We start from the raw sequence: 19906 nt of genomic DNA, 5'->3' as shown, positions 1-19906 counted from the left end.
TGGGTTCCGGTGGGAGGGATCGATCCGTCCCTGCTGTTTGACGGGGACAGAGTTTATTATTGTACCAACCAGTCTTTGCATCCGGGGCGGGAGGAAATTACCCTGGAGGAAATAGATGTCCGCACGGGCAGGCTTCTGGGAGCGCAGAAAACGATTTGGAGCGGTGTGGGCGGCGGTTTTCTGGAAGCCCCGCACGTCTATCACATCGGAGAATGGTATTACCTGCTGGCAGCAGAAGGAGGCACCAATTTTAATCATATGATTACCGTTGCGAGAAGCCGCAGCGTGGACGGCTCTTATGAGAGCTGCCCCGGTAATCCTGTATTGACCAACCTGCATGATGCCAGCAGGCAGGTGCAGTGTTCCGGGCACGGGGATCTGTTTCAGGATCATCTGGGAAACTGGTGGCTGGTTCATCTGGCAACCCGGATTTCCAGGCGGACAATGAGCCATTTGGGACGGGAAACCTTCCTGACCCCGGTAACCTGGGAGGAAGATTGGCCTGTGGTGGGAAACAACAGGAAAGCCTCCCTAATTTGTGAAGGCCCTTTATGGGCGGAGCAGGAGGCGGAAAAAAGCTGGCAGGCGGATTTTTCAAACAGGAAATGGGAACCGGAATGGATTTTTCTGCGCAGGCCGGCAGAGGGGGCCTATGAAAGAGGAGAGGGTTCGTTGAAGCTGCACCCTTCCACAGTCACCTTTGAAGCAGCGAAAAGCCCTGTATTCGCTGCGGTCAGACAGTGTGATTTCGGATGTGAGACAGAAGCCGTATTTGATTTTGAACCCCGCAGGGAAGGCGACGAGGCCGGCCTGGCAGTAGTCCTCGCCTCTGATTTCCACTACCGTTTTGGGAAAAAAAGAACGCAGGAAGGGAATTTCCTTGTGGTGGAAAAAACAGCGGAGGATTTCCGGCAGACAGCATTCTGTGCGCCGGCTCCGGAGGGGGAACTGCGGCTATGTATCCGTGCGGATAAGGAATTTTTTACTTTTTGTTATGCATCCGGCGAAGGGGAGATTCACCAGGTATGCAAAGCTTCCACCCGCTTCCTTTCCTGCGAACTGGCAGGAAAATGTTTTACAGGCACGGTTATCGGTCTGTATGCAATGTCGGAGGTGACGACAGACGCTGTGATGGAAGTAAAGGAATTCAAAATGACGCCGCAGCCGGAATAAGGCCTTCGGATTACATGTGAATTTCACAAGTGAAATCCATTCATATTTGATATTGCAATCCATCCATAAATGCTGGTATGATATAGAAGTTACGGATATCATGCTGAATCGGAAAACAGATGAATGAAACAGCATGAGGGAAGGAGAAAAAGAATATGAAGGAAAAGAAAGGAATCATCATAGCCGCGGTGCTCCTGCTTCTTGTTTGTGCGGGAGCAGCAATCCTTTATGGAAAATTCCGTCCGTCAGGAGAAGCGGGAAGCAAGAACGTTACGGTTGTGGTAGTACACGGGGATCAGTCGGAGCAGACCTTTGAATACCATACGGATGCGGCGTATCTTGGCGAAGTGCTGGAAGCGGAACATCTGGTGGAAGGCGAAATGGGACCTTATGGTTTATTCATCACTGCCGTGGACGGAGAGAAAGCTGACGATACAAAGCAGCAGTGGTGGTGTATCACCAAGGGCGGCGAAACCGTCAATACTTCTGCTGAACAGACCCCGATAGCGGACGGAGATCGTTTTGAACTGACCATGAAGGAAGGCTATTAATGGCACATCTTAATACAAAGGAAATAGCGCTTATGGGGATCCTCAGCGCGCTGCTGATCATAGGGCAGGTTGCGCTGGGGTTTCTTCCCAATATTGAAGTTGTGACCCTTTTGGTAATCGCCTATACGCTTGTGTTCGGCAAAAAGGTGTTTTTTATCATCTATATTTTTGTGCTGGTGGAAGGGCTGATTTACGGCTTCGGACTATGGTGGATCAATTATCTTTATGTCTGGAGTGTTCAGGCCGCAGTCACCCTGTTTTTCAGAAAACAGAAATCGGTGCTGTTCTGGAGCATCCTTTCCGGCTTTTTTGGGATTACCTTCGGCGCGCTGTGCGCGCTGCCTTATTTTGCCATAGGGGGCCCGCAGGCGGCGTTTGCCTACTGGATATCAGGCCTGGCCTATGACATTCCCCACTGCATCGGGAATGTAGTGGTATGTCTTGTGCTTTTTAAGCCTGTGCTTTCCATATTGAAAAGGACCTGCGGTGAAATCAATGTGTGTGAAAATTGATTTCACCGCATTTTTTATTCCCGCGAGCAACGAGCCAAGTAGCCATGCTTGCATGGATATTTGGCGACTGCCGCGAGGGTCAAAGCCCCCGCTGCTCTGCAGCGAGGTCAATGGCATCAACCAGTTTTTTGGGATTATTTTTATGGCCTGTCAGATTACTCTGACAGGTTCTCTTTTTAACCATATCGTAGTATAGAATATATACTATATCTTATTTATAATTCATCATAATTGAGCTATTGTTGTAGTATAGAAAGGAGGCTCATATGTTCATTAAAGTAGTACCTAATACCAAAGGTGTCCATGACACCTGCTTCTGCTATCTTGTGGAATCATACCGTGAAAATGGGAAGATAAAGCATCGTACTCTCAAGAATTTTGGCCTTCTTGAGAATATTCAGGTACCTTATCTCAAGGCCATGTATGCAAAAAAGAAACCTCGTCTTGTATACAGTGACGAGGATACGTAGGGTAGACGGCTGATGTAAAAAGGGCACTGGAGGACCTCACCGAAATCCTGAGTTCCGATGAAGTCATCCGTGCGGCCAAAACTACTAAGGGAGGATTTACCCAGGTCAGAAAAATATCCCTGCTCGACACGCTTCTGTTTTATATCTTCCGTTCTGCCGAAACCACCAATAAAGACATAACTGCTTATTTCTCCAAGGCGGAAAAACCAAAGGTATCAAAACAGGCTATGTTTAAGGCATTGAACAAGACAAACCCTGCCGCTTTCCCTATTATTATAAGACGGTTTGCACAAAAGTTCTATAGCTATCATGATTATAATACCTTGGATGAATATCTAGTCCTTGCCTGCGACGGTACGAAGATGGACCTGCCGCCGACACCGGAAATGGTTGAAAAGTATGGAGGATACCTTAACCAATACATAACGGATACGAAACAAATCAAAAAACCGCAGGCGAGTTGCTCGGTATTGGTAGACGTCTTGAATCATGTGGTTCTTGATGCCCTTGTCAGGCCATGTAATACCTCTGAAATACCAATGCTTTTTAAGCATCTTGAGAATTGTGAAGATATTTTGCGCGATAAAAAGGTCATACTCCTCTGTGATCGGTACTATGGGTCGGCAGAACTTTTCCTGTATTGTATGCTTCATGGATACAAATTTATCGTCCGTGCAAAATCCTATACATACAAAGACTATGTATGCGGGATTGAAAGCGATGGCGAGATTTCCGTTCCTTTCAACAAGGCTTGGTATCAAAGGATGAAGAGAGATGACTGTAAGAATTATGCTGAAAGCCTCGGGGCTCTTGCGCTGCGTGTTGTAAAAAACCGGTTTGAGTACGTCATGAGTACAAAAAAACGGCCGCAAGAACCAGCCGTAATCGATACCACTTATTTTACAAATCTGGTACAGGAGCAATTCCCTTCCTCCAGGATTGTGGAACTCTATCATGTTCAGCGGTGGGACAATGAAACCGCTTATTTCGATATCAAGAACCATTTGGAAGCAGAACGGTTCAACTCAGGTAAATATAACATCGTTACAAATGAAATCTACGGCAAGATTCTTTGCTTTACACTCTGTGGCTGTTTTTATGAGGCAGCTGGTGAAAAAGAAGTGCAAAAGCATCATGGGGAAGGGCAACTTAGAAAATACGATTATATTCCCAACATGAAATATATCGTAGACACAGTACGTACAGAATACCGTCTGCTACAGCATCTGGCTGGAAGCAAAAGTGCTTTTTGCGGATTGGAATGGAGCAATTATCTTGCCAGCATAATAGAAGACCTCTCCAGGAGGGTGGTGCCCGTACGACCTGGTCGTCATTATAAACGATGGAAGAGATGGATGCAATGGATACCGATAGCAAAGTTTCGCCTGGATGGCCGAAGAAATCCTCCGATTGAAAAGTGTTATAAAAGCAATGGATATATGACTACGCAAGGGTAGCAGAGATAGTATAAAATTGAATCAAATGAAATATTTTCAAAAGAGAGCTTCTTTTGAGAGGAGAGTTTTGCGCTCTAAAAATGCAAAGAAAAACCAGTTCGCCCTTAAGTGAACTGGTTGATGCCATTGACCCCGCTGCTCTGCAGCGAGGTCTTTGATTGCGGTCATTTCCGGGTAAATTCTCCAAAAGGGTGGGGAAGCCTGCAAAGCTCCCCGGCCAGGGCCTTCTGCATGGAGACTAAAAGCTCTTTCCTTTTAGGATCAGAGGCCAGGTTGTGCTGCTCCATGGGATCCTCCACGATATCATAGAGCTGATCTTTATCAAAATAAGCGGGAAACAGACGATCCAGATTCCACCACATACCGTCATGATCTCCAATCTGGAAGGCCAGCCAGCCCGTTCGCCCGCAGAGCTCGGATTCCCGGGAGTTTCTTCCCGGCAGGCGGTTGGCAATGTATTTATAGCCGTCTTTAACGATAGCTCTGGAGTTTACATTTTCCATCAGAACGCTTTCCCGGGGATTCCAGGAGGATAGCGCAGGCTGCAGCAGACCGGCAAAGCTGTTTCCGTCCAGGCACATGTCGGAAGGAACAGGACAGCCTGCAAGCTCAAGAATGGTGGAAGCCAGGTCCGTTTCTGAAAGCAGCTGGGAAAAGATCCTGCCTCCCTCCAAATGTCCGGGCCAGTACATGATCAAAGGAATTCTGCCCAGATGACAGCTTCCTTTGCCTGCGGTGGGATGATCTGTGGTAAAAATAAAACAGGTGTCCCCGGAAGCACCGATGGCGTCTACCGCCTTACGGACTGCCTTCACCGCTTCGTCCAGCCACAATCCCTCGCAGGCGCTTTCCTCCATTCCCGCTGCCTGGATCCGTTCCAGGATTTGCTGCCTTGACGGCAGAACGCAGGGCGGCTGTTCCAACAGGCCGGCAGGAGAGGAAAGCGGATTCGCCTCCCGGAAGCGTTTCCCGGAATAACGGGCATGGGGAATAGATACGGCGATATAGGCAAAAAAAGGTTCGTTCTGTCCGCAGCGGCTGCGCAGATAGGCGTCGGCCCCTTCGATAACCCAGTCTATATTGTGGCTGCTGAGGGAAGCGGGCAGATAGGGTTCCGGATTTTCATAGTAGATTCGATCCACAGTGTCCCAGCCGTAATCATTCTTTTTCAGATAATCCACTGCATATTGATAGCCCTCCTGAACCCCCTTCCTGGCATCGGGATCCTCCCACGTTGCTTCCGGGGGGAACGAATGGTAGCGCCGATGGAGTTCATTACGTACAGGAAGCGGAAAATTATGCCATTTCCCAAAGACAGCCGTCTGATAGCCTGCCGTTTTCAGCATTTTAGGAAGAAGCGTTTCTTCAGGATATATGGCACTGTTGAACCATACCGTAGAAGGGCCGTTGCCGAACAGCTCCCTATGTTCTTTGCTGCGTTCCGGCAAACGTCCGGTCATGACAGTATACCGGGCGGGAGTGCAGATGGGGGAGGTACAGTAATAGTTGTCGAACATTACCCCGTCACCCGCCAATGAATCAATTGTGGGAGTAAGAAGCCGCCCGGAGGGCTTTTGTGTGGCCGCGGCAAAGGGATTTTGCGCCCGAATCAGGCCGGTATAGCCGGTTGCTTCAGCGTTATAGCAGTTAAGGCCTTCAAAATCCAGATCCTCTGCCAGAAATAGTACGATATTAGGATGTTTCATAGGGTTCCTCCTTTGTGATAATGGGGAGGGTAAGTGTGACAAGGGTTCCGTGGCCGTGGCTGCTGGTAATATGCAGGCCGTATTCTTCACCGAAATTCAGTTTTATCCTCCGGTTGACGTTAAACAGCCCCACGCCTAAAGAAGGGGCGGGGGAAGGGCTGTCCAGGGACAGCAAGATATGTTGAAGCCTGTCGGGGCTGATACTGCCATTGTCGTGCACGCAGAGAAGAAGACATTTGTTTTCTTCCCGACAGGTAATATCTATCTGGATGGATTTATCCTTGCGGATACCATGGGTGGTGGAATTTTCAACAATAGGCTGCAGGATAAAGCGGGGAATCAGCATGTCTGTGCAGGTATCCATAATATGGCAGCAGAAGCTGCAGGTGCTGCCATAGCGCCAGCCCATGATTTTGATATAATTCTGAAGATAGTCAATCTCATTTTCTGCCTTCCAAAGTTGTCCGTCGGATTTGAAAATTGGTTCCAGAAGGCATCCCAAAGCAGTAATGCATTCGGTAATGTTGTCCGCATTTTCCATTACGGCCATCCATTTAATGGTATTCAGGGTATTGTAGATAAAATGAGAATTTAGCTGGGCGCGCAGAGCCTGAAGCTCCTGTTGTGTTTTCTGTCTGTATATCTGTTCATTTTTATCCATCAGCTCAACGATGGAAAGAGACATTTGGTTGAAACTTTCCACCAGGATCCCCAGTTCGTTTTCCGGAATCTTTTTCAGGGGAGGAGTAAAACGGCCGTTTTTTATTTCATCCATTTTTTCAGTGAGTTCCTTCACCGGGTGCAGCTTGATGCGTAGCCAGAGACTGACTACCGGCAGCATGCACAGGCTTTCCAGAACCAGAGTCACCATGATTTTCCAGATGATATCCCGGCGTCCGGCAATCAGCTCCTCCAGTCGGATCCGGTTGACAAGAAACAGCCCGGTATTGGAAACCGGTATGCACAGGTTCAGAACGGGAACATGCTTATCGTAAGTAAGCCGGCTGGTATTACTGTTCTTAGAGGAAAGAAAGCCGTCATCTATTTCCCCGATCCGATCTTTGCGGCTTCCGGAAATAATCATGCCGTCTGAAGTAAGAAGAAGCAGCTCTTCGCCGGGGAGCTCAGCCTGAAAGGCATCATAGAACCGCTCCTCTTGAAAGTTAACGATAATATATCCATAAACAGTGCTGCTGTGGAAAACGGGAGAACGTCTTATCATGGTGACCAGGCGGGGATTTTTTTCTTCCTTATTAAACAGCGGATTAAAAAAATCTTCCTTTAATCCGCCGATGACGTTCCAGCTGTTATCGGTCCCTGCATATTCCAGAATCGGGGATACAGAGGCAGGTTCATCATTAATACAGGTGTGCAGCGGGCTGGCGCCAATCAGCAGATTGTCGCCGGTGTAAAAATAAATGGAATAAATGGAGGAATAGCTGCGCAGGATGCCGCTGACCTGTTCCAGATAATTACGGAAGAGAAGGATGCTGTCAATATCAGTTTCGCTGCCGGAGTGAGCCAGGATTTTTTGCCCGGTATTTCCATAGCTGAGAAGGTTGACGGCCCTGTCGGCTTCGTCCAGAGTCTGTTCGATCCGGTGCTGAGTCTGCTGCATGGACTGGATATGCAGCTTTTCACTGTTTTCCAAAAGAATCTGGAAGGCCCATTGGTAATACAGGGCAGAGCATATGAGCAGAAATATGAAATTTGCAGCGAGGAAAAAGGCGGCCATCTGGATGTTTAAATGCGTGAAGAGATTTTTCTTTGTTTTCATGTATTCCCCTATCTGTTGGTATGCATATGCCGGTATTCCGCAGGAGAAAGGCCGGTGGATTTTTTAAAAACCTTTCCGAAATAGGCAGGATCTGAGAACCCCAGTTCCGCGGCAATTTCATGGGAACGCTTCCGGGAATTCAAAAGAAGGAATTTTGCTTTTTCAATCCGGAGAGCATTGATGTAGTCGCTTAAACAGTAACCGACCTCTTTTTTAAACAGGTTGCTGAGATAATTGGGACTTAAGTGGACATAAGCTGCCAGCTGGCTCAGGGAAAGACACTCTCCGTAATTTTTGCGGATATAGGCTATGGTCAGGGCAATTTCAGAGGAAAACTGGCCGGCCTCGCAGACTTGTTCCCACAAAAGCTGGAGATAGGTAAGGTGGTCGTTACTCATATCCCTGAGATGCTTTTTGTGCTGCAGCTTTTCTGTATGTTCTTCAAGCATTTCCAGCCTGCCGATATGGCGCTGACGGCTGACCGTGTAAGCACTGAAGCGTGTCAGGTTTATGAAAAAACTACGGATTTGCGGCTGTGTTGGTAATATTTTACAAATTTCTTCCAGTTGTCTGAGATATTCACTGCGGTCAGGATCATCGAACAACGCAAATAATAGCGGATTACAGGCCATTTTTTTTAGTTCCTCCTGCAGGAAGGGAAGCAATTCTGCATCCGTCTGGGCAAAAGGGCAGGAGGGGTTAAAAAAGCTCTGTCTTACGGCCTCCTGATACCGGTTGGGCAGATCGCTGTAATCGTTGCAGAAATTGCTGAAGTTTAAATAAAAGCGGACGCCGAAATACATTTTCATAATTTCACTGCTCCTGGAGTAAAAATCAAGCAGTTTCTGCTTGTAGTCGGCGTTATCAGGCAGATTCAGCAGCAGAATATAAGCCGGCCCTTCCTCATGAAAAACTTCGCCTGTAATTTCTCTGTCCAGAAATTCATGGAGAACGTCCAGAATGGAGCTTTGCACCATCCGTTCCCTTGAGAGAAGCCTGGCTTCCTTGTAAGAAGCAGAGAAGGTAAGAGTAAGGACGCCGACAAGAAGATTCTTTTCTTTCAGACGAAGCTGACAGGCGGTCACATATTCCCTGAAAGAATTCCGGGCATTGCAGTTGTGCAGGGTAAAATATTCTTTAAAAAATCGTTCCTTTGCGTCAGACAGATTGGGCATACCGACATAGGAAGGGCCTCCCGGCAGAACGGACAGCTCATCCACAGCCTTCTGCAGCATTTTTTCCACTTCCTTAAAATCCATGGTGAGCTTAAGCAGATAACCGGAAACACTGTAAGCAATGGCTTCCTGTGCCTGTTCAAAATCTTCAACGCAGGTAAGAATCAGAAAACGGCATCTTTTATCCTGCCTGCGGATATTGCGGATAAGCGACATTCCATCCATTTCAGGCATACGAAGATCGGTAAGTATGATATCGGGGCGCTCAGACCGGTAAAGCTCCAGGGCCTGTGCGCCGTTTTCAGCATCTTCAGTCAGTGTGATTCCCAGGGCATCCCATTTGATAACATTACGGATGCCGATTCGCACCAGCATTTCATCTTCAACGATCATGGCTTTATACATGGTTCAGCCTCCTTAATCTGGTGTGTTGCAGACGGCTCCGGCCTTTTTGTCTGCGGTAGCAAGTGTGAAGTATTTAATTCTGATTATTGCAGAAAGTATACATGTAATCAATGAAATAATGGAAAAAACCGTGATAATTACTATGAAATCAGTATAAATTACATAAGAATGAAAATAAGACTGTAAAAAGTACCAAACAAACAGTTTGATTTACATTTACAGTTAGTGAAAGAAAACATACAATGAGATAAACGGAGGTGAAGCGCAGGTGGAAAAAAGAAAAAAAAGAGAAGCAGTAAAGAAAAGTGTGGAAAAATGGAAATTAAAAACAAACGGCGTATTCAGAAAAGATGGAATGCGTCTGTTGCTTATGGCGCTGCCGTTTGTGGCTGTTGTAATTGCTTTTTTCTATGTGCCGCTGTTTGGCTGGCTTTATGCTTTTATTGACTACAAGCCGGGAATTCCTCTATCACAGTCGCCTTTTGTGGGACTGAAATTTTTCCGTATTTTAATTGAAGACTGGAGTACGCTGTCTCGTGTTTTGCGCAATACGCTGGTAATGAGCTTTCTTGGTATTCTTTGTGCACCGCTTCCGGCCATTTTTGCCATTTTGCTCACGGAGATACCGTCTCCAAAAATACGTAAGCTGGTGCAGACCACCACAACAATTCCCAATTTTGTCAGTTGGATTATTGTTTATTCCCTGGCCTTTAACATTTTTTCCACAGGCGGTGTTTTTAACCAGACAGCAATGAAGCTGGGGATGATTTCCGAGCCTACCAATATCCTGGCCAACGAAGACGCGGTCTGGTATTTTCAGACAGCACTGGGAATATGGAAATCCCTGGGATGGAACGCCATCATATATTTTGCGGCAATCGCGGGGATCGACGGGGAGCTGTTTGATGCAGCCAGCGTGGACGGGGCCGGCAGGCTGCAGAAAATTCTGCATATCACAGTTCCGGGAATTGCATCGACCTTTATTGTTCTTCTGCTGCTGTCTGCCAGCAACATTCTGTCGGTGGGGCTGGATCAGTACCTGGTTTTTCATAACAGCATGGTTGCGGACAAGATAGAGGTTATTGATTATTACGTGTATCGCCTGGGACTGATTACGAATGATTATTCTTATGCGACAACAGTGGGGATTTTGAAGACAATTGTCAGTGTCACACTTCTTTTTTCTATAAACGGGCTTTCAAAGAAAATACGCGGATATGGCATCGTCTGAAGAAAAGGGCTTGCTCAAGGGAGGTAAACAGGAATGAAAAGAAAAAAGCTGTCGGTAATGGATGTGATTTTTTATGGAATGGATCATGTCCTGATGTTTCTCGTAATGCTTCTGTGTGTATATCCTTTTTATTATGTATTCATTTATTCCCTCAGCACTCCGTCTGATGCCCAGAAGGGAATCACCTTTTTCCCAAGGGGGCTCACATTAAGCAATTATGCGCAGGTCTTCCGGCTGTCGGGAATTCCCAGCGCGCTGCTGATTTCCTGTATGAGGACATTAATCGGGACGGTTATCACGATTCTGTGCTGTTCTCTGTTTGCGTATCTGGTCACAAAGGAAAAGATGTACGGAAGGAAAATCATTTATCGGATGGTAGTAATCACCATGTATTTTAGTTCCGGGCTGATTCCCTGGTATCTGACGATGAAGCTTTATCATCTGAATAATACCTTCCTGGTATATGTGCTTCCCACCGCTATTTCCGCTTATTATATTGTCTTGCTCAAGACTTTTATAGAGCAGCTTCCCGAATCGCTTGAAGAGTCAGCGAAACTGGACGGGGCGGGGTATCTTCAGATTTTCACTAAAATTGTATTCCCTTTATCCAAGCCGATTGTAGCAACCATTACCGTTTTCGCGGCAGTGGCCCAATGGAACAGCTGGTTTGATAATTATATTCTGGTATCCTCGGAACATCTGAAAACATTGCAGCTGATGCTTTATGAATATCTGAACGAGGCCAGCGCTATCGCTACTATGAGCAATACGGAACGGAATCAGGGCGTTATGGTCCAGATTACTCCGGAAGCGGTACGGATGACGATCACAATGGTGGTAACAATGCCGATTCTCTTCATTTATCCCCTGATGCAGAAACATTTTGTCAAAGGGATTATGCTGGGGGCGGTTAAAGGATAGACAGGGGTGCCTGTCAGAGAAGGAGGGTATTTTTATGCGAAGGAAAGGGCAACAGTTTATTGCAGTACTGGCTGCGGCCGGCTTGCTGCTGTCAACAGCGGCATGCGGCACCACAGGCAAAGAGACGGCACAGACGGGCGGGGGCACAGCGGAAGAGGGTACACAGGCGGTACAGACGGCCGAAGCGGAAAAAGAGAAAGGCGCTGCGGCCGGCGAAGAAGTTACACTTGATATCCTGGCGAAGAATGTGGGAGAATCCTTCAATCAGTATTCCGAGAATCATGTGCAGGATAAGATGGCGGAGGATATCGGCGTCCGTATTCATATGGTAAATGCGGATAATGATAAGTTTAATGTTCTGCTGGCCGGCGGGGATCTTCCCGATCTGGTCAGGACCGGGCCGGATAATTTCGAACAGCTGGTAGTGGGCAAGAATGTACAGCCTTTGGATGATTATCTGGAGGAGTACGGCAAGGATATTCTGGCCAACGCGCCGGATACGGTAGCCTTCAGCCGCAAATATTGGAGTAACGGGGAAGACAAGCTGTATTTCCTTCCCGTACAGGTAGGACCGGATACCGCGGAAATAGAACACGCTATCGGTCCGGTAGTAAGATGGGATTATTATAAAGAACTTGGCTGTCCGGAAACGAATAATATAGACGAATATCTGCAGGTGCTCAAGGATATGCAGGATGCCCATCCAACTACGGAAGATGGGAAAAAGGTGTATGCGGTTTCCATGTTTGCAGACTGGGGCAACTGGTATCTGGTACAGCCTTTGGCGGCATTTTACGGCTACAATACTATCAGCGGATCCACCCTGGGGCTGTATCATGTGGACAACAATGAATTTGCCCTGAGCCTGGATGAAGGATCGCTTTACTGGGATTCCATTGATTATTATTACAAAGCCAATCAGATGGGAATTCTGGATCCCGATACGCTGACGCAGAAATACGAGGATTTACAGGCAAAAATCACTGCGGGACAGGTACTGACGGCTCCGGCCACCTGGGCAGCCGGTTCTTTTAATAAGGATCATGCGGGAACCACACTGGGGTTCATGGCTATTCCTATGAAATGGGCGAACCAATGGTACGGAATGGATTATAAAGTGGGCTGGATTGACAAGTCCATAGGTATTTCCGCTACCTGCAAGCATCCGGAAGCAGCAGTGGCATTCCTGAATTATTGTTATTCTTATGATGGGGCTCGTACCCTTTACAGTGGTGTGGAAGGTGTGGACTGGGATCTTGCAGACGGCGTGCCGGTCATGAAGCAGGAAACACTGGATATGCAGAAGGCAGGGGGCGAGGCATGGCAGAAAAGCGGTATTGGTTTTGATGTAAACTTTATGGGGCTGGGACAAAATGTAATTGTTCCTGACGATGGAAAACCGGTGAACCTGTTCCGTGATCAGACGATGTACCCTTCCATGCTGAATGAATTGCAAACGGATTTCTGTGATCATTATAAAGTAAGCTACCCTACGGAAATTTTTACGCAGTATCGTGAAAAATACGGAGTATATGATCAAAGCAATGCAAACAGTCTTCTGTTAGCATTAGTCCCCACGCCGCCGGATGATATTAAGAGAATGGAGGCCAAGCTTGACGAGGCGTCCCTGAAGGCCGCAGCGAAAATGATCCTGGCAGGTTCCGAGGAAGAGCTTGCGGCTCTGAAGACAAAGACGATGGATGAATTCCGTTCCCTGGGAATTGATAAGGTGCATGACTGGTATGCTTCCGAATGGGAACAGGCAAAGGAAAAAGCGGATACTATGGGAAATTAGGCCTGTAAATCCTTTTTGCGGAAAGCTGCAGGCTCTGCAGAAAGCCTCCGGCAGGAGGCTTTCTTTATGGATAACGGAGAGGTTCTATGACTGAGAATACAAAGGTAACTACAGTTTTATTAAATGGAAGCTGGGATTTTGCCCTGGATCCGGAGCGCAGGGGAATCCCGGAAAAATGGTATCTGAAAAAGCTGTCCGATCAAGTGTATCTGCCGGGGACAACGGACAGCAACGGAAAGGGAACCGGGCCTGAAAAGGAGAATTACAGGAATCTGAACCGGAGAAATTCCTATATGGGACAAGCCTGGTATCAGAAAAAAATATGGATCCCGGACTCTTTTTTGGGAAAACATATAACGCTTTTTCTGGAAAGGTGCCTGTGGGACACGATGCTCTGGGTGGACGATGGATTTGTGGGGAGCGGGGAGTCTCTGGCGGCACCGCATGTGTTTGACCTTACGGACAGGGCCGCGCCGGGAGAACATGTGCTTACTTTGATGGTGGATAATTCCAATCTGGGAGATGAGACAGCGGAGGAAGCGGATACCTCCGGATACAGAGATCTTTCCAGCGGCTTCAGCAGACGAAGAAAACGCAACTGCGGCGGACATCACACGGCCTTCCTCATGTCCACGAACTGGAACGGTGTGACGGGGGCCATGGAGCTTAGGGCACAGGAGCCGGTACGCCTGGAAAAGGCGGATATTTATCCCACAAAAGAGCTGGATGCACTGCGGATTCGGTTAAAAATTGCAAATCAGACAGGCTGTGAGGAGGAAGGAGAGCTGCATTTTGAACTGAAGGACGAACTGGGTTCCTGCCTGCTTTCCGGAGAAAAAAAACTGCCTGTTACCAAGGCTGAGATCCAGTATGGAAGCTTTTTTCTGGAACTGCCGGAAGGGATGACGCAATGGAGTGAATTTACGCCAGTATTATATCATATGGAATTTGTTTTCAGGGCAGGAAAAAGAGAAAGCCATTTTACGGCGGCCTTTGGCCTTCGTTACCTGGAGATAGAAGACAATCATATCCTGCTTAATGGCCACAGGGTTTTTTTACGGGGAACGGTAGAAAACTGCACATTTCCTTTGACCTTCGCGCCGCCCTGTGACAGAGCTTCCTGGGACCGGATTTTTAAAACTGCGGGGGATTATGGATTGAATCATTTTCGCTTCCATTCATTCTGCCCGCCCGAGGCGGCCTTTGACGCGGCGGACAGGGCCGGTTTTCTGCTGCAGATAGAGCTGGGGGGATCCTCCTGTCCCGATAAGCAGGAGGAAGAGGAAGATTCCCTTTTCTTAAGGAGGGAACTGGAACGGATTCTTTATTGTTATGGAGGACATCCTTCCTTTGGTATGCTCTCCATGGGAAATGAACAGCTGGTAGCCCTGCATCAGCCAAAGATGCTTGAAGAGCACCAGAAAATGCTGAATGAAAAGGTGGATTATGCGAGGAAGCTGGATCCGAGGCATCTGTATACCTGTACCAGCCATCCCTGCACCAGGGAGAGCAATTCTGACTATTTTGTTTCCGCGTGGACGATGAAGGGCTGGGATGCGGCAAGGGCAGGAAAGATGACGGGAAACAGGGATTTTTATTTAAACGCTATCATGTGGGGAGGCCCGGATCCCCTGGATACCTGTATTTACTGCACACAGCCCCCAACGCTTGCTTATGATTATGATCAGGGGCTTACAGGGGCGGACAGACCTTTTATCTGCCATGAAGCAGGGCAGTGGGAGGTATTTCCGGATGTTAGGGAAATCCCCCGTTTCTGTGGAGTGCTGGAAGCGGGAAATTTGAAGCTTATCAGGGAGGATTTAGAAAAAAAGGGGATGCTTGCACTGGTTCCAGAATTTGTAAGAGCCTCGGGGAAGCTGAGTCTGATGCTCTACCGGGATGAGATCGAAACTATGCTTAAAAGCCGTAAGCTGAGCGGCTTTCAACTGCTTGATCTCACCGATTATCCGGGACAGGGAACCTCCACTGTAGGGCTACTGGATGCCTTCTGGAACAGTAAGGGACTGGTGCTGCCGGAGGAGTTCAGAAGGTCCTGCTCTTCCCTCACAATGCTCCTTCGCAGCAAAAAAAGGGTTTATACGGCAGGCGAAGTATGGAAAGGGGAAGCGTATTGTGCGAATTACCGTCCGTCCGGTATTGCGGCGGACTGGAGATATACGGTAAACATCGGTTGGAATACATTGGCGGAAGGAGGCGGCAGCGCCGAGGTATTGCCAGGAGAGGTAAACTGCCTTGGGGAATTTGTATTCACGATGCCGGAGTGGAAGGAGGCTTATCAGCTGAAGATCACGCTGGAGCTTTTGGGGACGGGAACGGAAAATTCCTGGGATTTCTGGGTATATCCGCAAAAGGAAGCAAAAGAGGATAAAAACGGCTGTTCGCAGATTATCACACAGCTGGATGAGAGCGCTGAAAAAAGACTCCGGGAAGGAGAAGGGCTTCTCCTGCTTCCTGAAAAAGTGCCGGACAGCCTGCCGGGAGTGTTCACTACTGTATTCTGGAATCCGCAGATGAAAAAACAGACGGGAACCTTCGGTATTTGCTGCAATCCAACAATACCTGCGTTAAGGGGCTTTCCCAACGAAGGGTACACCCAGTGGCAGTGGTGGGATATCCTGGGAAGCAGCCAGGTCATGAATCTGGATAATATGCCTGTTACACCGCAGATAAGGGTAATTGATTCCTATATGAGCAATCGCAAGCTGGGACTTTTGTTTGAGGCAACGGTGGAAAAGGGCAGGCTGCTGGTATGCAGCGCAGGTCTGCAGGGCTCGCTGGAAGATCGGCCGGCATCCCGCTGGCTGAAAAACTGTCTGCTCAGATATTTGACGAGCGGCAGCTTTTGTCCGCAGGAAAGACTTACTATGGAACAGCTGAGAAGATATTTTAAACCATTGGAAAAAGGGGGAGGACTTCCTTATGAACAATAATCATAGATTGTGCCTGGCAGAAGACGACAGGACGCAATATAAAATCGTGATTCCGGAGGGGGCGTCGGAGACGTTAAAATATGCAGCAGAGGAATTAAGTAAATATTTAAAGGAGATTTCCGGCGCCGTTTTCCCAGTGACAACAGAAGGACAATTGACACAAGAAGAGGAGGAAGGGTTGATTCTGACAGGCTGCGGCCGCCTGTCCCGGGAGCTTGTGTCCCCGGACGAGTTAATGAAGCTGGGTGAAGAGGGGTTCCTGATACGTACCATTGGAAAAGATTTGGTGATTGCGGGAAATACGGGAAGGGGAACTTTATACGGCGTATATGGGTTCCTTAAGGGAAGCCTGGGCTGCCGCTGGTTCACACCGGAGGTGAGCCATATTCCCAAACGCAGCCGGCTGGAACTGGAAAGTACGGACAGGGCGGAACTGCCGGCTTTGGAATACCGCGAACCTTATCAGCTTGGGAATCAGGAACCTGAATGGCATGTACGCAATTTTTCCAACGGACATTTTCCGAAGATAACCGCCCGGATGGGAGGAAGGGTAAAGTATGATCCTTTTGTCCATTCCTTCTATACTCTGGTGCCGCCGGAAACGTATTTTGCCGAACACCCCGAATATTATGCCCAGATAGATGGAAAGCGGGTGGGAGAGCGTGCGCAGCTTTGTCTGAGCAATGAAGAGGTTTTTGAGATTGTTTTGGCAGAGCTACGGGCCCGTCTTGAGAAGGATCCGGAAATTGCAGTGGTTTCCGTTTCCCAGAATGACTGTGCGGGCGCCTGTACCTGCGATAGATGCAGAAAAGTGGAAGAAGAGGAGGGGAGCCCTGCAGGAAATATGCTCCGATTTGTCAACCGGATTGCCGAAGCGTTGGAAAAGGAGTATCCCCATCTGCGGATTGATACGCTGGCTTACCAGTATACCCGCAAGCCTCCGAAGCTGACACGTCCCCGTCCTAATGTAATTGTACGTCTGTGCTCCATAGAATGCTGTTTTTCTCATCCTTTAGCGGAATGTGGGAAAGCGATTGCCGCCGGAGGAAAGCAGATAGAGGGAGGCAGAAGCTTTACCGAGGATCTGGAGGGCTGGGGTAAAATATGCAATCAGCTTTATGTCTGGGATTATACAACTAATTTTGCAAATTACCTGCAGCCGTTTCCTGATTTTAATGTGCTGCAGGAAAATATCCGCTATTTCATCCGTAATCATGTGCGCGGGATTTTTGAAGAAGGAAACAATGCCGAAGGAGAATGCGGCGGCCTCAACCGGCTGCGCCAGTATCTGCTTGCCCAGCTCCTGTGGAATCCGGAAATTGACGCACAGGCATGTATGAGGGAATTCCTTATTGGTTATTTCGGAATGGCTGCGCCCTGGATTGAAAAATGGATAGAGGCCTGTCAGAGCAGGGTTACGCCTGAAATACATATGAGTATTTATGATTCTCCGGCTGCGGCCTATCTGGAGGAAACGCTGCTGGAGGAGGGAGACAGGATCTTTGACTGTGCGGAGGCTGCGGCCGACAATGAGGAAATCCTTTCCAGGGTCCGTACTGCAAGACTTTCACTGCGCTACGTACGTATGATGAGAAAGCCTGAGGATGCGCCCGATAGAGAAGCGGAAATCAAAAGTTTTTTTGAAGATGTAAAAAAAGCGGGCATAACGCAGATCCGTGAGTGGACTTCTCTGGAAACGTCAGAAGCTCAGTTGCTGGACAGATAAAGGAGGAGGTATGCGGGAAGGGGATTTTACCTTAAGTGCAGACGGAGGGGGAAGCAAGCTGGCCGCCGTTATGTTTGATGATGCCTTTCATTTCCGTGCAGCAGGATACGGCGGGCCTGTAAACGGCAGCTTTTCTGAGACGGAGAAAAGGAGGCAGATCGCGGCTGCGCTATCTCCCTGTCTGTCCTTGGTGCCTTCAGGAGGGATCGGCCGCGCCTTTCTATCGGCCCCATGGACAGGAAGCCGGGAAGAGGAAGAAGATAACAATCTTTTTTTCCTGGAAGTGAAGAAACATTCTCCCAGGGTAAGATGCAGCCCTTTGAGCGAAGGGGAGGCCTGCCTTCTGGCGGGCAGTTTCAGAAGGGAAGGAACGGTGACATTGTCCGGAACCGGCTCCGGCGTTTTCCAGGTAGGACCCGCGGCAGCGCATTTGGGGGGATGGGGATATTTATTGGGAGATTTCGGAAGCGGCTTTTCCATCGGACAAAAAGGGCTGCAGGCAGCCATCAGGTGGGAAGAACGATGGGGAAAGGAAACCTGTCTGGAAGAACTGGCCTGTCAGGCCTATGGAGTAAAACAGCTTTGGGATCTTCTTCCTGTGATTTATGGGGAGACCTTCGGAGTAAAGCAAGTGGCGTCATTTTGCAGATTGGTAGGAAGGGCGGCCGACGAGGGAGATGAGGCGGCGGTGGAGATTTTGAAAGAAGCAGCGTGGGAGCTGGCGGCGCAGACAGCGGTGATGCTTCACCGTTTTACACAGGTATCCCCCTTTGTGTTAACTGCAGGCGGGGCATGGAAGGCCAGTGACATTTTGTTTCAAAGCTTTTCAGAACAGCTGAAACGGCAATATCCCTGTGCGCAGATAGAAAAACCTGTTTTTGAACCGGTTATGGGCGGGGTTATTCTCTCTGTGCTGGAAAAACGGGGGACAGACGCGTCGGATACGATGGGGCGGCTGAAAAAAGAATTCTCACAGTTCCTGATTAGGAATGGAAAACAGGAGGGAAAATAAATGCTGATGGAAAAATATGATTGCGCAGTCAGAGAAGTGATGGATCGGGTGAGGGAAACACAGCGGGAGAACATAGAAAAGGCGGCGGATATGATTGTGAAGGCTGTAAAGGACGGCGGCGGAATCCATGTCTATGATACGGGGCATATCATTGACAGCGAGCTGGTGGATCGGGCGGGAGGGCTGGCGCTTCTTCGGAGGCTCCGATATACCTTTGAGGTCAGCAGTACGGCGAGGACAATTGACCGCAGGGGGATTGTGGATAACAAGGAAGGGCTTGCCGGTTATGCGCTGCGTGCCTCCAAGGCTGCGCCGGGGGATGTCCTTATTATCGGTTCCGTTTCGGGAAAGACGGTTCCTGTGGTTGATATGGCCATAGAAGCGCATAAACTGGGGATTACCATCATTGCGGTCACCTCGGTTTCCTATTCCTCGTCCGTATCATCTGATCACAGCTGTAAAAAGCGTCTTTTTGAAATCGCGGATCTGGTGATTGATAACTGTTCCTGCCCTGGAGACGCTATGCTTTCAGTGGAAGGGCTGGAAAGCAGGTTTGCTCCTTCCTCAGGTATATCTGCCGCCTATATTATGTGGTGCCTGTCCGCCTGCATTGTGGAAAAAATGCTGCAGGATGGGCGGATGCCTACGGTATTCCAAAGCGTCAACCAACCGAATGGCTGGGACCGTTATTATGAAATGACAGAACGCTATGACAAGTTGGGATTTTAAGGTTTTTATTGCGGTTGAACCCTTATCCACTCTGCCTGTATCTCTATAAAAATGTGGCCCCTGGATTTTGGCACTCCTGAATCACTTCCTTATGGTCAGCGCAGCAAATGCGCTGACCTGTCTGAATGATAACTTTATCTTTCTTGCTAATTCCCACCTTTTAAAATGTCTTATGGTAAAAACGATATGGTATACTGTTATCTGCGTTCACCGCAGAAAATCAGGCGCTGAATTCCGCCGGAGGCCCGTATCCGCGAAGCGGATATGGTATAATATCGGCGTGACCGGCTTTCTGCCTGTCCATACTGTTTTCTG

Annotated in this window: 15 protein-coding genes; 12 read left to right on the top strand and 3 right to left on the bottom strand. The window is 48.4% G+C overall.

The window, feature by feature from the left end:
- From HMPREF1548_RS04450 to HMPREF1548_RS04425, 5 genes are all read left to right on the top strand, one after another.
- A partial coding sequence (locus HMPREF1548_RS04450) for a glycoside hydrolase family 43 protein (RefSeq protein ID WP_021634591.1) occupies positions 1-1173 on the top strand: 1173 nt, incomplete at its 5' end.
- A gap of 155 nt (positions 1174-1328) precedes the next feature.
- A complete protein-coding gene (locus HMPREF1548_RS04445) occupies positions 1329-1724 on the top strand; it encodes a DUF4430 domain-containing protein (RefSeq protein ID WP_021634589.1) in 396 nt (131 codons plus the stop codon).
- Positions 1724-2236, top strand: coding sequence for a hypothetical protein (locus tag HMPREF1548_RS04440; protein ID WP_021634588.1), 513 nt, complete (start codon positions 1724-1726; stop codon positions 2234-2236). The genes HMPREF1548_RS04445 and HMPREF1548_RS04440 overlap by 1 nt, the downstream gene beginning before the upstream one ends.
- Positions 2237-2502: 266 nt before the next feature.
- Positions 2503-2706, top strand: a complete 204-nt coding sequence (locus HMPREF1548_RS04430; RefSeq protein ID WP_021634586.1) for an IS1634 family transposase N-terminal domain-related protein — start codon at positions 2503-2505, stop codon at positions 2704-2706.
- A gap of 26 nt (positions 2707-2732) precedes the next feature.
- Positions 2733-4163 carry an IS4 family transposase gene (locus HMPREF1548_RS04425; protein WP_157065636.1) on the top strand — a complete coding sequence of 477 codons (1431 nt, stop codon included), beginning with the start codon at positions 2733-2735 and terminating at the stop codon, positions 4161-4163.
- A gap of 164 nt (positions 4164-4327) precedes the next feature.
- Here HMPREF1548_RS04425 and HMPREF1548_RS04420 read toward each other — a convergent pair whose 3' ends face one another.
- From HMPREF1548_RS04420 to HMPREF1548_RS04410, 3 genes are read right to left on the bottom strand one after another with little or no spacing between them, the layout of a single operon-like run.
- The gene (locus HMPREF1548_RS04420) at positions 4328-5869 is read right to left on the bottom strand and encodes a sulfatase family protein (protein WP_021634583.1); all 1542 of its coding nucleotides are present in this window, start codon (positions 5867-5869) and stop codon (positions 4328-4330) included.
- Complete coding sequence (locus HMPREF1548_RS04415) at positions 5856-7646, bottom strand: cache domain-containing sensor histidine kinase (RefSeq protein WP_021634582.1); 1791 nt, start codon at positions 7644-7646, stop codon at positions 5856-5858. The genes HMPREF1548_RS04420 and HMPREF1548_RS04415 overlap by 14 nt, the downstream gene beginning before the upstream one ends.
- A gap of 8 nt (positions 7647-7654) precedes the next feature.
- A complete protein-coding gene (locus HMPREF1548_RS04410; protein WP_021634581.1) occupies positions 7655-9226 on the bottom strand; it encodes a response regulator transcription factor in 1572 nt (523 codons plus the stop codon).
- Positions 9227-9494: 268 nt separating this feature from the next.
- On the opposite strand from HMPREF1548_RS04410, the gene HMPREF1548_RS04405 reads away from it, so the two are divergent.
- The 7 genes from HMPREF1548_RS04405 to HMPREF1548_RS04375 all read left to right on the top strand — a co-directional run bounded on the left by HMPREF1548_RS04405 (position 9495) and on the right by HMPREF1548_RS04375 (position 19591).
- On the top strand, positions 9495-10457 hold the full coding sequence (locus HMPREF1548_RS04405) for an ABC transporter permease (protein ID WP_021634579.1): 963 nt from the start codon (positions 9495-9497) through the stop codon (positions 10455-10457).
- 33 nt (positions 10458-10490) lie between these two features.
- Entirely contained in the window at positions 10491-11378 is an 888-nt protein-coding gene (locus HMPREF1548_RS04400; protein WP_021634578.1) for a carbohydrate ABC transporter permease, read from the top strand.
- Positions 11379-11412: 34 nt separating this feature from the next.
- The gene (locus HMPREF1548_RS04395) at positions 11413-13173 is read left to right on the top strand and encodes an extracellular solute-binding protein (protein ID WP_021634577.1); all 1761 of its coding nucleotides are present in this window, start codon (positions 11413-11415) and stop codon (positions 13171-13173) included.
- Positions 13174-13259: 86 nt separating this feature from the next.
- Positions 13260-16124, top strand: coding sequence for a DUF8487 domain-containing protein (locus tag HMPREF1548_RS04390; protein WP_021634576.1), 2865 nt, complete (start codon positions 13260-13262; stop codon positions 16122-16124).
- A complete protein-coding gene (locus tag HMPREF1548_RS04385) occupies positions 16114-17850 on the top strand; it encodes a glycoside hydrolase family 20 protein (protein WP_021634575.1) in 1737 nt (578 codons plus the stop codon). Before HMPREF1548_RS04390 ends, HMPREF1548_RS04385 begins: the two co-directional genes overlap by 11 nt.
- A 10-nt stretch (positions 17851-17860) precedes the next feature.
- Entirely contained in the window at positions 17861-18862 is a 1002-nt protein-coding gene (locus HMPREF1548_RS04380) for a BadF/BadG/BcrA/BcrD ATPase family protein (protein WP_021634574.1), read from the top strand.
- On the top strand, positions 18863-19591 hold the full coding sequence (locus HMPREF1548_RS04375; protein WP_021634573.1) for a sugar isomerase domain-containing protein: 729 nt from the start codon (positions 18863-18865) through the stop codon (positions 19589-19591).
- Positions 19592-19906 lie beyond the last annotated feature (315 nt).

The sequence above is a fragment of the Clostridium sp. KLE 1755 genome, assembly GCF_000466465.2.
Lineage (GTDB): Bacteria > Bacillota > Clostridia > Lachnospirales > Lachnospiraceae > Eisenbergiella > Eisenbergiella porci.
Note: the sequence above shows the minus strand (reverse complement) of the source record. Positions and strands in the feature narration are given on the sequence as shown.

Coding starts and splice junctions, on each gene's coding strand:
- HMPREF1548_RS04445 (WP_021634589.1), top strand. CDS start 1,329: ATGAAGGAAAAGAAAGGAATCATCATAGCCGCGGTGCTCCTGCTTCTT.
- HMPREF1548_RS04440 (WP_021634588.1), top strand. CDS start 1,724: ATGGCACATCTTAATACAAAGGAAATAGCGCTTATGGGGATCCTCAGC.
- HMPREF1548_RS04430 (WP_021634586.1), top strand. CDS start 2,503: ATGTTCATTAAAGTAGTACCTAATACCAAAGGTGTCCATGACACCTGC.
- HMPREF1548_RS04420 (WP_021634583.1), bottom strand. CDS start 5,869: ATGAAACATCCTAATATCGTACTATTTCTGGCAGAGGATCTGGATTTT.
- HMPREF1548_RS04415 (WP_021634582.1), bottom strand. CDS start 7,646: ATGAAAACAAAGAAAAATCTCTTCACGCATTTAAACATCCAGATGGCC.
- HMPREF1548_RS04410 (WP_021634581.1), bottom strand. CDS start 9,226: ATGTATAAAGCCATGATCGTTGAAGATGAAATGCTGGTGCGAATCGGC.
- HMPREF1548_RS04400 (WP_021634578.1), top strand. CDS start 10,491: ATGAAAAGAAAAAAGCTGTCGGTAATGGATGTGATTTTTTATGGAATG.
- HMPREF1548_RS04395 (WP_021634577.1), top strand. CDS start 11,413: ATGCGAAGGAAAGGGCAACAGTTTATTGCAGTACTGGCTGCGGCCGGC.
- HMPREF1548_RS04390 (WP_021634576.1), top strand. CDS start 13,260: ATGACTGAGAATACAAAGGTAACTACAGTTTTATTAAATGGAAGCTGG.
- HMPREF1548_RS04385 (WP_021634575.1), top strand. CDS start 16,114: ATGAACAATAATCATAGATTGTGCCTGGCAGAAGACGACAGGACGCAA.
- HMPREF1548_RS04380 (WP_021634574.1), top strand. CDS start 17,861: ATGCGGGAAGGGGATTTTACCTTAAGTGCAGACGGAGGGGGAAGCAAG.
- HMPREF1548_RS04375 (WP_021634573.1), top strand. CDS start 18,863: ATGCTGATGGAAAAATATGATTGCGCAGTCAGAGAAGTGATGGATCGG.